This window comes from Pseudoalteromonas sp. H71 (assembly GCF_001468485.1).
GTDB lineage: Bacteria > Pseudomonadota > Gammaproteobacteria > Enterobacterales > Alteromonadaceae > Pseudoalteromonas.
The window spans coordinates 33,616-48,683 of sequence record NZ_LODI01000044.1 but is presented as its reverse complement, the minus strand read 5'-3'; the positions used below and the strand labels follow the sequence as shown (position 1 = coordinate 48,683).

The window sequence follows — 15,068 nt, the reverse complement described above, 5'->3', positions numbered from 1 at the left end:
NTTGGTAACTTGTACGGCCAAAACAAGTATGAACAGTTAAAAATAGCTGTATCGACAAGTTATCTACTGGCTGTATTCATCGCACTGTTTTTGGCGTTTATAACGTTTATAGGCCGTGATGTAATCAGTGAGCTATACACAGAGAGCCCTGCTGTTATTGCCCTTGCCACTTCAATTATGGTTTTAGCCTGTATTTACCAATTGCCCGATGCCCTACAAGTTGCAGCAAATGGCATTTTAAGAGGGTTAAAACACACGGCCCCTATTTCTTACATCACGTTTATTTCATATTGGTTAATCGGCTTTAGCTTAGGCTACGTATTAGCAAGAACAGACATAATAGTACCAGCAATGGGGCCGCACGGGTTTTGGATTGGTATAATTGTCGGGCTCACCGTCGCAGCCATACTCTTAATGCTAACCGTTAGTAAGCGCTTTAAACATGAACCATTTATTAGCTAACACACTCAATTTACATTATATAAAGCAGTTAGTATCAGTATGTATATTACTGATACTAGCCACTACTGTGCTTACAGCTTGTACAGAAGCTCCTAGTAATATAAACAGCACTTACATAGAACGCCTTGAAAATGTAACCGATAAAAAATCTGAAGACCTGCCATCGCTAAATTCACTAAAGTTAAAGCCGTTAACCAAACTCAAAAACAATAAAATAACACTGGGTATAGTTGAGCTTGCGGGGATCAGTAGTTGTAACTTAAATGTGGTGATAAGTGAGCACAACAATCAACTGGGTAAGACAGCCACCGCTGCAGGGCGTTTAAAATATCAAATAGACTTTATTCAAAACGCCAATAGCTGCTTAGCCTCGCTCGAAGAATCCTCAGCAACGTATAAAAAAATTAGTGAAGCAAAAAATCAAAAACAAACTAATTTACTTTATTACTTTAATGCAGCTCTTTTGGAAGAGTCGGAGCTAAACCGCACATGGTCGCTAACCGCTTCCGAGTTAAATAAAGAACCCGCGGGCTTTAGCGATACAATAGAGGCTATGCAAAAACTGACTGCTATTAAAGCTCAATTAGCACAGTCTCAATTTGACGAAATAAACGCAGATGCAATATATCAAGCACTCGAAACGCTTAACAAATACAGGTTTAATCAGTCCTTAATCAAATCTGTAAGGCAACAAGTTCGACTAAATCAATCTGCCACTAATTTAGTTGAAAATATAGAGCTAAATACTCTTTGCCCTAAAAATAAAAACAAAGATAAAGCGAAAATTATGAATAATATTTTTCAAAAATATTATTTGTCGCAAATACAGCCATATCAGGCACAACTTATTGGTTTTCTTGAAGTACTTCAGCCTTTATTAAACCAGGTTTGGTATAAAGAGCCAGTAACAACAGATGCTATTAATGAGCTACTTGCACCTCACTCTAAAACAAATTTATTAAATCAGTTAAAAAGCTCAGCTAAACAGCATGTTATTTGGTGGCAAGAATTTTATAAAACGTGTGAAATCAGCCCAATATGAATAAAAAAACGGCAAATAAACTTAAAAATACGAAACGTGCTTGATTCGACCTCCCCCACGCTATATATTAGCGACCGCTGGTGATTATTTTCATAAGCTTACTAAATGTAAAATACGACTGTAGCTCAGTTGGTTAGAGCACTACCTTGACATGGTAGGGGTCGGTGGTTCGAATCCACTCAGTCGTACCAATATTAATGAAACGTATAATTAAAGGAAAGAGCACTACTTACTCTTGGCCACCCGGCTCAAGGCTCAGTAACTCGAATCCCTTAGTCGTACCAACATTAATGAAACGTATAATTGAAGGAAAGAGCACTACCTACTCTTGGCCAAAGGGTCAGTAACTCGAATCCACTCAGTCGTACCAACATTTAAGAACCCTAAAAAAATTGTACGACTGTAGCTCAGTTGGTTAGAGCACTACCTTGACATGGTAGGGGTCGGTGGTTCGAATCCACTCAGTCGTACCAATCCAAAAAGTATAAATACTTAAAAGCAAATTTCTCCCAACCCTTAACCAATTAGCCTAAAATCAATTAATAAGATAACTGGGGCTGTATTTTATCGTGGGAATAGCCCTTTCAAGGCGGCTTCGAGTTCTTGAAATTTAATCGGCTTTGTGAGTACTTTGTTCATACCCACTTTAAAGCATGACGCTTTATTATCTTTTTCTGCATTAGCGGTTAATGCGTAAATTGGTACATCGCTTACTAATTCATCTCTTATATATTCTGCAGCAGTTAAACCATCCATTTCAGGCATCATGATATCCATTAATACTAAATCAAACTTTTTACGCGAAAATAAGTCAATAGCCTCGTGCCCATGATTAGCCAAAGTGACTTTATGATTCAGCTTTTCTAAATACGCCTTGATCAGTACTTGATTCGTTTTGTTGTCCTCGGCCACCAAAATTGTTAGCGCCGATTGTTTATGTATTACATTATCAACAATATCACTAACATGGGCCTCTTCAAATGGTATTGAAATGGTAAACGTACTGCCTAAACCCAGTTGGGTATCTACTGTTATGTCTCCTCTCATTATGCCTAATAAGTTTTTTGAAATACTTAATCCTAATCCAACCCCTTCACTTTTACGGTTTATACTGTCATTTACCTGACTAAATGGCTTAAAGATTAAATCTAAATGCTTTTTAGCTATACCAATACCCGAGTCTTTTACCTCAAAAACAAGCTGCTCATTCTGTAAAACTACGTTTAAATTTATTTGACCATTTACTGTGTACTTAAACGCGTTACTAATTACATTAAATAATACTTGGCCTAATCTGTATTCGTCACCAACAACATATTGGGGAATTTGCGTATCGATGTGGGTGGTAAAAAGAATGTCATCTGACTTTTCAACAATATTTAACTGCCCTACTATATTTTCAGTTAACAGCTTTATATCAAATGGTTTTTTTAGACATGAAACCGTGCCTGACTCAATTTTTGAAAAATCGAGCACATCGGTGATTAAACCGTATAAAATTTCGGTGCTTGAGTTAGCATAATTAACAAGTTGCTGTTGCTCGGGGCTGAGCTCTGTATCAAGCAATAACTCAATCATCCCCATAACGGCATGAATAGGCGTTCTGATTTCATGAGACATCACTCTCAAAAATTTTGATTTTGTTTGGCTTGCCTCTTCAGCCCTTAATGTTTGCGCCTGAAGAGCAAACTCTCGCTGTTTAGACGTCGTAATATTTTTAGCAAGCCCCATGTAACCTAAAAAATTGCCTAACTTATCGTAAAGAGGTTTACCTGTTAAAATGACCCAAAAATTTTTGTCGGCTTCAACCTCAAATTCAAAATCATGAAAGTCGTTACGGTCATCAATTAGCTGGTTAAATTGCTGCCATTTTTCTGTATTTTGCTTTTCATTATCTGTAATGATGTGTTCAATTTTATGACCAATAAAAAGCTGATCGTACACATTCCCAATAGTTTCAATATTATTAATACTTTCAAATACCATTAGCGGGTTTAATCGCCAAAACCACTCTGACCCATACTCTTTAAATAGGTTAGAGAGTGTCGTAAATCTATGTGTAAGCGATAAAGCTTTATTGGTTTGTTTAGCTAACTTAACGTGATTAATTAATGTATAAAACGCCTGCTGCAAGAATATTTTAATTGTGTCTGAATTAATAAATTGCTCACATTGCTGTGCATCTACATTTGTAAAAATAATTATGCCTTTATCAAAGTGTGTGTTCACACTAAATAATAAAGAGTTTTTTAGTTTTAAGGTTTGAATTGAATATGTAATCGAAAATTCGAGTTCTTCAATTTGTTGAGGGTATCGGCATATGGCATAACCGTGTTCAGCCGTTTGTGTAAACAAAGAACACTCGGACCACATTTTGTCACTAAACTGATCATTAGTCGTCGCTATCGTCTCGTAATATCTATATTTATACCTATTGATGATAATACAGTCAGTATATTTAAGCCGTGACTCAAATACCGCTCTAAGCAAATCCAACAAATCAGCACCGTGTTCACAATTAGCTAAATCTATTAAATGTTTTTGTAAATCAGATACACACAGATGTTCTGTTTTTTTCACACTCATTTTCCTCATCAATATGCATCGCGTTTTGCAAAAAGTAATTTTAAAACTAGCTTTTCTCAATTAAATATAGATTAAAAAACAATATAAATCATCATGTTAATTGTTATAAAACATTTGGAATAAATGCACTCTACATGTGAAATAAACAAAAACACAAAGGCTCAAAAATGAAAATAGTGTGTATTGGAGACGGACACGGATTAGCTCAGGTTTTAAGCGCTATTAGGCTGATGAGTAGTCATATAACCGCTATTGTCGCAACCACAGATATTTGGTGGTAGCAGAGGTAAAATTAGAGCTTCACAAGAAACCATTGCGCTTGGAAATATACGTCGCTGCTGTTTGCAGCTTGCTGATAAAAAATCTACGTTTAACGCAATTTACGAACACAGATTCACACAAGGGCAACTTGCTGAACATTGTTTAGGTAATTTAACACTGCTTGGATTAATGGAGCTGACCGGATCTGCAACAAAAGCCATTGCTCATTTTAATATTATGCTCGGTAATTCAGAAACTTTTTTGCCCATGACAGAAGTACCCACCGACCTTGTCGATGAACTAAACAATAATGAAAAAGTAATTGGCTAATGTGAAATTGATTCACTAACCTCTTTGCCTAAAAGTGTATCACTATCTGAAGATGTCCCTGCAGGCCCGGGCTGTGTAAAGGTCATTTTAGAAGCCGATTTAATCATTATTGGCCCACGGAGCATTATTACGAGTATTTTACCTGCGTTTTTAGTGGAAGAAATAGCGGCAGCTATTCAAAAAACATCGGCGTGTCGTATTTTTATCGAAAACTCAAAAACAGAAAAAAGCGTCATGAAAAACACTTCAACACCGGGTGTTGATTGGCTTGCAGAACAACTAAGTTTTAAATTATACGATTTAAATATTCCGCCTTCTGCAATTAAAGAAATATTACAGGGTAGTAAAACTATCCTAAAAAACAGAGCCATTTACACGACATAGATGAGCTAAACAATGTGTTTACTGGGTTGCTTAAAATGCCCATACAATTAAGTAATCATTTTTAAATGTTTTGGATAACAGCTTCTAGTTCTTTAAAGGTTTCTGTGCTTTGTTGTTCTGCTGTTTTTAATAATAAATCGAGCTGTTGTGGAGTATGTTCAACTTTTACGAGTGACTCTATTGAGTTACAGGTACCTCCCAAGCTGATAGCACCAAAACTATAGGCACTGCTTTTAAGGCTATGTGCGCTAATTTCTATCTCACTGACATCCTGTGTATTAACCAAGATTTCAACTGTTTTTTTTGACTCGTTAATAAACGTTTTTAGCAGCTCTACTGCTAGTTCGTTACCAACATCACTTTTAAGCTGTTCAATTATTGAGCAATTAATCATATATATCTTTTGGGGTTAGTTATGAAATTCAACGTTGTTTTATTTGTAGACTCTTCGATGCTTGGTGGTATGGAAACACACCTAGTTGAACTGTCAAAGCTACTCACTAACAACCACATTTGCAGCTACATTATGTTTTACCAGGATCACAAAAATCAAGAATTTTATGATTTGCTTAACCAAGAAAATATAAGGTATGAATTTTTAAAAGGAAACCTAAGTAGCCTACTAAAACAATTAAAAAGCTTAGATTCAAACACCGTTATTCATACTCATGGTTATAAGGCCGTTTAGTATGTAAAATAACTAGGCATCGCTGTATTAGTACCTACTATGCTGGTGAAGCTGATACAGGTAAACTAAAACTTTACAACATGTTAGATAAACTACTTTCCCCTTTATCAATAAACTTCGCCGTCTCTAAACAAATAAAGCATTCAATTAAAAATGCACAGTTACTCGAAAATTTTATCGCTATTAATAAATCCCAAAGTCATAGTAAAAAATTTAAAACAGGCGTTAACATTGTTTTTGTTGGTCGGTTATCATTTGAAAAAGAACCTGATATGTTTTGCAGGTTAGCCGGAAATATGCAACAAGATTTAAACGTTAAGTTTCACATTTTTGGTGATCGCCCTATAAAAGACGAACTACCAAACTTACATAACCTTGAGTACCACGGACTAGTTGAGCGTAATACCATATGGAAAAAAATTGATGTATTACTTATTCGCTCATGAGAAGAAGGACTACCAATGGCACTACTAGAAGCCATATCAGAAAAAATTTATAATTAGCAGCGCCGTAGGTGCTATCCCCTGTATTATTAAACACGGAATTACAGGGTTTTTAATACAAGAAACAAATACACAACACTTTGAGCAACAGGTAGAAAAACTGCTCTCACAATCCGAAGATCACACCAATACTATTATCAATAACGCTTACAGGACGCTAGAGGAACGTTTTTCTGGTAAACAGCAATTTAAACTACTCAGGCAAGCGAATACTGGTACATAAGTTTATTCGAGCTCATCCCAGCTTTTAATTTTTCTGTACAATGTTGAAGGGCTCACATCGAGCAGTGATGCCGCTTTAGGCACATTCGATATACATAGTTTTATAACGTGCTCAATGTATTCTTTTTCTGCAAGCCATAGCGGCTTAACTTCGCCTTGAGACGTTGCCATATCAAACGCTGCTGTTTCAATATTTGACGATTGCGTGTTGGTGATTGGTGTTTGTTGCGTCTGACTTTTTGAGCTGACCGGTAATGCGGGTATCATATCAGTATCAATATATTGCTCAGGGTGAAGTACTAAGACATTACGGATCACATTTTCGAGCTGCCTTACATTACCTGGCCAACTGTACTGCATAATCAGCTGCTTTACCCCCTCCGAAATACTTTTATAAGGATGATTTTCTTCCAATGCGAGTTTTTCAAACAAGGCTTCGGCAATTTCGATAATATCGGCTCCGCGCTCTCTAAGTGGTGGCAGCTCTATCGGAATAACATGGAGTCGGTAATATAAATCTTCTCTAAAACGGCCGTTTTCTACTTCAATAAGAGGATCTTTATTAGTTGCACAAACAAATCTAACGTCAACTTTTACTTCTTTTTCACTGCCAACTTGCTGGTAACTCCCTGTTTGTATAAATCGCAGAAGTTTACTTTGCAAATTAATATCCATCTCACACAATTCATCTAAAAACAGCGTTCCCCCGTTGGCCTGCCCTGCAGCACCCACTCTATTGGCAATAGCGCCAGTAAACGCTCCCTTTAGATGTCCAAAAATTTCACTTTCAATTAAATCCTTTGGTATTGCGGCACAATTTAAGGCGACAAAGGGTTGATTAGCTCGATTAGACGCTTGGTGAACAGCTCGTGCGCACAACTCTTTACCCGTACCACTTTCACCTGTTATGAAAATAGTGGCCTTGCAGGCAGACGCCGAGCTTATAATTTTATAAACGGTCTGCATTTGCTTTGAGCTGCCAATCAAATCAAAGTATTTTCCGTTTTCGTATTTGTTTTTATATTGTGTAACGGTTTGCTTTAAGTTTTTAATTTTCAGTGCGTTGTTAACCGTTATTCTAAAGCGCTCTGCTTCTATTGGTTTTTCTAAAAAGTCGCTCGCGCCTAGTTTTATTGCCTGAATGGCTATTTCTTTTGTTGCATTCCCAGTTAATACAACAACTTGAGGCGAATTATCGGGTTCTAACGTCGCTAAAATATCAAGCCCATTCATATCTGGTAGCATAACATCCAGCACTATAAGGTCTGGGTGAACTTTATTTATGATGTCTATGGCTGTTTGGCCGTCACTTGCCACAAGGGTGTTAACACCGGTTGATAGTAAATAAGATTGGTACATCATTGCTAAAGACTGCGTATCTTCAACGATTAAAACTGTGGGTAGCATAAAGAAGTCTCAGTTGGCGAGTAGCTGTTAATTCAATAAGATAGAATGTATGCTTATAATATAGCTATAAAGTCCCACGTAATGCAAATTCAGTTAATTATAATTAATGAGGCGTCATCAATTTCTTTAGAAAGGGTAACTTGTGAGTTTCTCCATAAACAATGTGCAAATTCCTCAGACGTTTGACAACCTTGAAGAATAATTCCACCTTTGATATAAAAAGAAACTTAAAATAGCGGTAATACCCAGTAAGCCGCCTCGGCTCTGTGTGACTATAACGCCAGAAATAGCTAACAACAAACCTACGGCTGCAAATATAGGACGACATTTATTCGCACCTTTATCAAACAGTTCTGCTGCCAAAAAGGACACTGGAAACATCAACACTAACAATAGATCGTTAGGGTCTCCTAATTGCGAGCGATACTCACGAGAAATAGTGACACGTGTTCCCTCAACCTAACCAATGCCATTCATTTTGTTAATTAACGCAGCCACAGCAACCAAAATACCCGAAATCATTATGCCCATTCGCACTAAACTAAAATGCGAAAATCGGATTAACCACCAGCTAATGGCAAATACTATTGTAAATACTTTCACTAGCACACCGGCCCAGTACTCTATTGCCATGCCTTTATTAGAGGCGCTAAACACGCAAACGGCAAGCCATTTTCGTTAAGAAAATACAAACCATTGCCTTGCACACTGGCATCGTCTGCATTTGTTACGCTGTATAGTGAAGTATCAAACGCTTCTGTCGGTGCTTGGCTAGGACACGATTCGAATGGTTGACTAAGCACTGCGCATGGAAATGCAAGTAAGCACGCGGTTGCAAATTTGTTTAGTTTCATAATTTAGCCCCTAATGAATTTAGTATTTAAACCATTGCAGGGTCCGTTCCAAAACTAAAGCTATTGAAAATCAATATGTAAAATATAAACAACTTAAGATTCACGCATCTTGCAATAGATTCAGTTGCATTTTGCAAAATACACAAGCGCGTGTAGAAGAGAGGTTTTTATGTTTACTTATACTTCATGCTCTGGCTTTGTTTAATGAATATGCTTTAATAAAATGATTATATTGAAAGCAGTGACAACTATTTTTAAGACTAAAACAACTAACTGGGGTGTTAGTCTGTGCGATTTAATCTAAAACTCAACGTGATATAAGGAATTAATATGAGCATTATGTTCGATATGTTTTTATGGCTAGTAATTGATACGGCCTTTGGTTTTTTATTTTATTCAACCGGCTGCCTCGTGCTAAAGGGAGTCACTTTCGGTAGTTATAAAATGCAATTTAAGGATTTTGCTAGTTTTAAAAAAGGTAAGTCAAATAAAGTCATATCAATTATTATTCTGGGCGTTAGTTTTCATTTAGCTTTGATTACTCTTTTTGTCTATATAAATAATCAATAACTTAGTGATAAAATCTGAAATCACTAGCCCTAACTTGGGTTCTTAACACTCATGTAATGTGCGCTGTATGCAACGTAGTTTTAGCTTAACCTTCAAACTCCCACCTATACGGTCCTCTATTAAGTAACTTGTGCATTATTAGTCCCAGATACATTTAAACTGCACTAATTAATACAAACCCTGCACCAAAAAAGCACTATATTTGATTCTACTATTTACAAAAAACATTAATAACCTTATTAATCAGTAACTTATTTTTATGGCTAGGTTATTGCTTTAATAAAATACAAGTCCGTTATTTTAACGGCATACATTTAGGTTGTTATGACCACAGGCAAAGAAGCCCGCTCGCAGTTACATGTATTTGTATCTGAGGCGGGCTTTTTTGTTTTTAAAATTTAAACCGTCACATTAAGGAATGCCTAATGCAAACCTCGCAAAAAATACTTATTATCGGCAATGGTATGGTCGGACATCATTTTGTTGAGCAAATGCGTCAAAGCGATGACAAAGCAAATATTACAGTACTTTGTGGAGAAGCAAATCTTGCATACGACCGCGTTTATTTATCAAGCGTGTTTGATGGCAAAACAGCCGCCGATTTAGCACTAACAACTTTAGACAACTATCAACAACTTAATATTAATGTGCATACTAAACAGTGGGTTGAAGGCATTGATAGAGTAAATAAAGTAGTAACCACTCAAACTGGCGATCAATACCCGTACGATAAGCTTGTACTTGCTACGGGCTCGTTCCCGTTTGTGCCGCCAATTAAGGGGAACGATCAACCCCATTGTTTAGTTTATCGCACACTAGAGGATTTAGAGCAAATAAAAGCCAGTGCCGCAGCCAGTAAAAATGGTGTAGTAATTGGTGGTGGTTTATTAGGACTTGAAGCCGCAAACGCCATTAAACAATTAGGGCTTGATACGCATGTTGTTGAGTTTGCACCGCAGCTTATGGCTGTACAGCTCGACGAGCAAGGCGGCACGCTATTAAAAAATAAAATAGAAAAACTAGGCGTTACTGTTCATACCTCAAAAGCAACCAGCGAAATAGTTAAAGGTGAAACTAGCCGCTTTAGATTAAACTTTTCAGACGGTACGTTTTTAGAAACAGACTTAATTTTGTTCTCTGCCGGTATTCGCCCTTATGATCAACTGGGCAAAGTGGCTGAGCTAGAACTTGGCGAGCGTGGCGGCATTATTATTAATAACCAGTGCCAAACTTCAGACCCTGATATTTTAGCTATTGGCGAATGTGCCTTGTGGGACAAAAAACTATTTGGTTTAGTGGCACCTGGCTACAACATGGCCCGCGTTGCAGCAAGCCAGCTAAGTGGCGGCAAACTTGAATTTTCAGGTGCCGATATGAGCACTAAATTAAAACTGCTCGGTGTTGAAGTAGGATCTATTGGCGACGCCCATGCAAAAACACCCAACTGCAAAGAGCTTATTTACCAAGATCCAATTAGAGACTGCTATAAAAAAATCATTCTAAATGAAACCGGCGATAAGCTGCTTGGTGCAGTACTTGTTGGCGATACCAGCGATTACGATACGCTACTGCAGTACATGTTAAACGACATGGCCTTACCAGAACATCCTGAGTGTTTAATTTTACCAGACAGCGCTGGCGCACCTTCATTAGCGGGCAGCGCCCTACCCGATACCGCCACCATTTGCTCGTGTCATAACGTGAGTAAAGGCGACATTGTGGGTGCTATTGATGGTGGCTCATGCGATTTAGCCGCTGTTAAATCGTGTACAAAAGCGGCCAGTGGTTGTGGTGGCTGTGCCGCTTTACTTAAATCGGTAGTAGATGATGAGCTAGCGAGTCGTGGTGTTGAAGTGAACAACCATGTGTGCGAGCACTTCGCGTATTCGCGCCAAGAGCTAATTCATATGGTTAAAGTAGAAAGCATTAAAACCTTTGATGATTTATTAGCTAAACACGGTAGTGGACAGCATGGTTGTGAAATATGTAAACCTGCTATCGCCTCTATTTTAGCCTCAACGTGGAATGACTTTATTTTAGAACCTGCCCATGTTGGCCTGCAAGATACTAACGACACTTACCTTGCTAATATGCAAAAAGACGGTTCGTACTCTGTAGTACCTCGTATTGCAGGCGGCGAAATAACACCCGACAAACTCATTGTCATTGGCCAAGTAGCAAAAGACTTTAACCTGTATTGTAAAGTGACTGGCGGGCAGCGCATCGATTTATTTGGCGCACGTTTAGAAGAGCTACCCGTTATTTGGGGAAGACTCATTGAAGCTGGCTTTGAGACAGGTCACGCTTATGGTAAGTCTCTTAGAACGGTTAAGTCATGTGTGGGAAGTACTTGGTGTCGTTATGGCGTACAAGACAGTGTTGGCCACGCAATAGAAATTGAAAACCGCTATAAAGGGTTACGCTCACCACATAAATTTAAAATGGCCGTGTCGGGTTGTACCCGCGAATGCGCCGAAGCACAAAGTAAAGATATAGGTATTATTGCCACCGAAAACGGTTGGAACTTATATGTGTGTGGTAATGGCGGAATGCGCCCTCGTCACGCCGATTTATTTGCTACCGATTTAGATACAGCCACACTTATTAAATACATAGACCGCGTTTTAATGTTTTACATAAAAACCGCCGACAAATTACAGCGTACGTCTGTATGGATGGAAAACCTTGAAGGCGGTCTAGACTACCTTAAAAGTGTAGTAATAGACGACAGTTTAGGTATTTGCCAAGAGCTTGAAGAACAAATGGAACTTATTACTCAAACATACGCGTGTGAGTGGAAAAAAGCAGTAGAAAGCCCTGAAGCTTCTAAGCGTTTTCGCCAGTTTGTTAATAGCCCTAATCCCGATGACAATATTTTATTTGTACAAGAGCGTAATCAAATTCGCCCAGCTACAGATGCTGAAAAACGCGAACAACTAATTACTCAAAACCGTATTCCGGTAGTGGAACTTGAAGAGGAGCAAGCTGATGTCTTGGCATAATATTGGAACAATCGACGACCTAGTTGCTAACAGTGGTGTATGCGCATTAGTTAATAATCAGCAAGTGGCTATTTTTTATGTACCACAAAACACACAAAGCGTGTTTGCCATTAGTAACTACGACCCAATTGGAAAAGCGAACGTATTATCGCGCGGTATTATTGGCTCTATAGAGGGAAAACTGGTTGTGGCTTCTCCGTTATATAAACAGCATTTTTGTTTAGCAACAGGCGAGTGCCTAGAGGCCGAAACAATACATTTACCGGTTTTTGATGCAAAAATTGAAGACGGTAACGTACTTATAAGCGCCGAGCCGAAAGTAATTAAAGCGGTTGCTTAAGGAGATTATTATGAGCGTGCTTTTTTATTTTTCGGGTATTGAAAATGGTTGGTTAAACAAATTTGTAAATAAACTCACTAATGGCGTTAAGCATACTCGCAAAGGGGGCAAAAACGGCCATGTTTATATTATTGGTGCTGGCCCGGGCGATGCTGAGCTAATTACCGTAAAAGCGCAGCGTTTAATACAAACAGCCGACGTCGTTTTATATGACTGGCTTGTAAGCGAAGATTTACTAAAAACATTACCTAAAACAGCGCAGCGTGTATTTGTAGGCAAACGAGCCTGTATGCATTCAATGACACAGGCCAATATTTGCGCCCTACTCGTTAAATATGCTCAACAAGGGTTAAACGTAGTACGCTTAAAAGGGGGCGATCCGAGTATATTTGCTCGCATAAACGAAGAGGCTGATGCGCTTACAAAGCATAATATTAACTTTGCGATTGTACCTGGTGTTACCACTGCATGTGCGACCTCTGCCTATACAGGCATTCCGCTTACAGCACGTGATGTAGCGCGAAGCGTCACGTTTTTAACTGCCCAATTTGCAGATCCTAAAAAACTGCCTAACTGGAGCAATTACGCCTTTGTGCAAGGTAACAATAATCCAACTTTAGTGGTTTATATGGGCTTAGGACGATTAAAAGAGCTAAGTAGCGGCCTTCAATCGGTAAATTGGCCAAGTACTACGCCAATATCACTTATCGAAAACGCCACAACGAGTAAGCAAAAAGTAATTACCAGTACATTAGAAAATATAGTAAATGATCACCTTAGTCATAACCTGCAAGGCCCTACTCTTATAATTGTTGGAGAAGTAATAAACCATAAAATGGCTATTACCCCTGAGCTTTTAGTTCAAACGGTCAATACTTAATGCAAATTTAATACATAATGCACTTTTCGCGCTTATTTCCTCCCCAGGGGTAAGCGTGCTTTTTGAAATACAATGTTAGCAGTGCAATATTCCCTTTTTATGCACCAAAAAGGGTAAATTTGTGTGCTTAAAATAAAGTAATTAATACTTTTAAAATAAAAATATAACCACAAGCGGCTGTTTTAGATTGATTTTAAAATCAATAGTTAATTTTTTTCATGATTGGAACAAGGGTTGCACTTTAAAAACAAAAAAGTGCGGAACAACACCTATGCAGACAAGCAATCCTCTCACAAAACAGTTTTTACTGGCGGCAAAGTACCAAGAAATTCACGCTTTAAAGCAACTGCAAAATAGCTGTGCCTCGCTCACTAAGCTAGGTGATTTTGTGCACCAGTTACAAAAAGAACGTGCTATGAGCAACATCTTTTTGGCCTCAAAAAGCTTACGTTTTAGCAATGAGCTCACACAGCAAATACCCATTACACAAAGCGCTCAAGATACGTTTTATCATTCTCTTAAAACAACCTTTATATCGGATAATGCCGACCCGGGTCATTCAAGGTTATATAATTTAATTACTTACAGCTTACAGGCACTAGACGTGCTACCCGCTTTGCGCCACCAAATAGGCAGACAAAACGTAACGCCTGTACATGCAACTCAATCATTTACTCAACTTATAGCTAGCTTATTAAATATTATTTTAGAAGCTGCTGATGGTGCAAGCGATCCACATGTTACTCGCCTATTAGTTGCTTATTTTAATTTCATGCAAGGTAAAGAATACGCTGGCCAAGAGCGCGCCTGCGGAGCACAAGCGTTTGCTGCGAGTAAATTTACAGAAGATCAAAAAACGCAACTCGCTCATTTTGTCCAAGAGCAAAGCCATAGTTTTTCGTTTTTTAATGAGTACGCAGACGATCATTTACTCAAATGCTATACCTCATTGATAGAGCACCCTGTAAATAAACAAGTAGATCAGCTAAGAAGTTTGCTACAAAAACTTGATGACGAAAATGCACAGCCTTTATCGCAGCTTAGCGAAGTGTGGTACGAAGTAACCACAACGCGTATTGATATTATGCATAAAATAGAGCAAAACATTAGCGATCATTTAATCGACTCTGCTGCAATGCAAATCGCATGTGCACAACGAAAATTAAATTCCAACAAACAAATACTCAATACCTTAGAGCAACAATATATGCCTGCAACCGACGGGCAGCTAGCGCTTAAAAACAATGAACCTACTAATAAAGCGGCAAGTAAGCTCAATAGTAATAAAACCATGTACGACTTAATTTTAGAGCAAAGCCAACATATTAAACAAATTAACCAAGCACTGGTTGATGCAAAACGAGTGATCACCGAGCAAAAAGTGATTCACCAAGCAAAATATATATTAATAGAGCAACTAAAAATAAGTGAGGAGCATGCTCATAAGCAACTTCAAAAACAAGCTATGGATTCACATAGTTCAATTTATGCGGTCGCGAACAAAATAATTGAACTTAATAATGCTAATTAAAGACGG

At 38.0% G+C, this 15,068-nt stretch carries 14 protein-coding genes, 2 tRNA genes and 1 pseudogene; 12 read left to right on the top strand and 5 right to left on the bottom strand.

Annotated features, from left to right (window positions below; all coding sequences use genetic code 11):
- Position 1: 1 nt before the first annotated feature.
- The 4 genes from ATS71_RS19190 to ATS71_RS14605 form a co-directional block, all read left to right on the top strand.
- The coding region (locus ATS71_RS19190; RefSeq protein WP_268801456.1) for an MATE family efflux transporter at positions 2–462 on the top strand (461 nt) is incomplete at its 5' end.
- Complete coding sequence (locus tag ATS71_RS14615; protein ID WP_058405485.1) at positions 443–1,504, top strand: DUF3080 family protein; 1,062 nt, start codon at positions 443–445, stop codon at positions 1,502–1,504. The genes ATS71_RS19190 and ATS71_RS14615, both read left to right, overlap by 20 nt.
- A 114-nt stretch (positions 1,505–1,618) precedes the next feature.
- Positions 1,619–1,695: transfer RNA gene (locus ATS71_RS14610), tRNA-Val, on the top strand.
- 205 nt (positions 1,696–1,900) lie between these two features.
- Positions 1,901–1,977 (top strand) — tRNA-Val (locus tag ATS71_RS14605).
- A 91-nt stretch (positions 1,978–2,068) separates the two neighbouring features.
- On the opposite strand, the gene ATS71_RS14600 is transcribed toward ATS71_RS14605, so the two are convergent.
- Positions 2,069–4,084, bottom strand: coding sequence for a response regulator (locus tag ATS71_RS14600; protein WP_235591504.1), 2,016 nt, complete (start codon positions 4,082–4,084; stop codon positions 2,069–2,071).
- Positions 4,085–4,342: 258 nt separating this feature from the next.
- Here ATS71_RS14600 and ATS71_RS14595 point away from each other — a divergent pair.
- Positions 4,343–5,065, top strand: a pseudogene (locus ATS71_RS14595) (gluconeogenesis factor YvcK family protein).
- 61 nt (positions 5,066–5,126) lie between these two features.
- On the opposite strand, the gene ATS71_RS14590 reads toward ATS71_RS14595, so the two are convergent.
- The gene (locus ATS71_RS14590; protein ID WP_058405483.1) at positions 5,127–5,459 is read right to left on the bottom strand and encodes an Hpt domain-containing protein; all 333 of its coding nucleotides are present in this window, start codon (positions 5,457–5,459) and stop codon (positions 5,127–5,129) included.
- Positions 5,460–5,480: 21 nt separating this feature from the next.
- Here ATS71_RS14590 and ATS71_RS19185 point away from each other — a divergent pair, with 21 nt between their 5' ends.
- The 3 genes from ATS71_RS19185 (at position 5,481) to ATS71_RS19175 (ending at position 6,479) form a co-directional block, all read left to right on the top strand.
- Complete coding sequence (locus ATS71_RS19185) at positions 5,481–5,753, top strand: hypothetical protein (RefSeq protein WP_235591503.1); 273 nt, start codon at positions 5,481–5,483, stop codon at positions 5,751–5,753.
- Between the two features lie 80 nt (positions 5,754–5,833).
- A complete protein-coding gene (locus ATS71_RS19180) occupies positions 5,834–6,199 on the top strand; it encodes a hypothetical protein (protein ID WP_235591502.1) in 366 nt (121 codons plus the stop codon).
- A gap of 49 nt (positions 6,200–6,248) precedes the next feature.
- Positions 6,249–6,479 (top strand): glycosyltransferase, encoded by a 231-nt coding sequence (locus tag ATS71_RS19175; protein ID WP_327078261.1) that lies wholly within the window; start codon positions 6,249–6,251, stop codon positions 6,477–6,479.
- A 2-nt stretch (positions 6,480–6,481) separates the two neighbouring features.
- On the opposite strand, the gene ATS71_RS14580 is transcribed toward ATS71_RS19175, so the two are convergent.
- The 3 genes from ATS71_RS14580 to ATS71_RS14570 form a co-directional block, all read right to left on the bottom strand.
- Positions 6,482–7,885, bottom strand: a complete 1,404-nt coding sequence (locus ATS71_RS14580) for a sigma-54-dependent transcriptional regulator (protein ID WP_058405482.1) — start codon at positions 7,883–7,885, stop codon at positions 6,482–6,484.
- Positions 7,886–8,344: 459 nt separating this feature from the next.
- Positions 8,345–8,488: a hypothetical protein gene (locus tag ATS71_RS19170; protein ID WP_235591501.1), complete on the bottom strand. Its 144-nt coding sequence runs from the start codon at positions 8,486–8,488 to the stop codon at positions 8,345–8,347.
- A 20-nt stretch (positions 8,489–8,508) separates the two neighbouring features.
- The gene (locus tag ATS71_RS14570) at positions 8,509–8,739 is read right to left on the bottom strand and encodes a DUF4842 domain-containing protein (RefSeq protein ID WP_058405481.1); all 231 of its coding nucleotides are present in this window, start codon (positions 8,737–8,739) and stop codon (positions 8,509–8,511) included.
- 995 nt (positions 8,740–9,734) lie between these two features.
- Here ATS71_RS14570 and nirB point away from each other — a divergent pair.
- The 4 genes from nirB (at position 9,735) to ATS71_RS14545 (ending at position 15,062) form a co-directional block, all read left to right on the top strand.
- The gene (gene nirB, locus ATS71_RS14560; RefSeq protein WP_058405479.1) at positions 9,735–12,311 is read left to right on the top strand and encodes a nitrite reductase large subunit NirB; all 2,577 of its coding nucleotides are present in this window, start codon (positions 9,735–9,737) and stop codon (positions 12,309–12,311) included.
- Positions 12,298–12,651, top strand: coding sequence for a nitrite reductase small subunit NirD (nirD, locus tag ATS71_RS14555; RefSeq protein WP_058405478.1), 354 nt, complete (start codon positions 12,298–12,300; stop codon positions 12,649–12,651). The genes nirB and nirD overlap by 14 nt, the downstream gene beginning before the upstream one ends.
- A 10-nt stretch (positions 12,652–12,661) precedes the next feature.
- A complete protein-coding gene (gene cobA, locus ATS71_RS14550; RefSeq protein ID WP_058405477.1) occupies positions 12,662–13,531 on the top strand; it encodes a uroporphyrinogen-III C-methyltransferase in 870 nt (289 codons plus the stop codon).
- Positions 13,532–13,802: 271 nt separating this feature from the next.
- Positions 13,803–15,062, top strand: coding sequence for a nitrate- and nitrite sensing domain-containing protein (locus ATS71_RS14545; protein WP_058405476.1), 1,260 nt, complete (start codon positions 13,803–13,805; stop codon positions 15,060–15,062).
- The last annotated feature ends 6 nt before the right edge of the window (positions 15,063–15,068 follow it).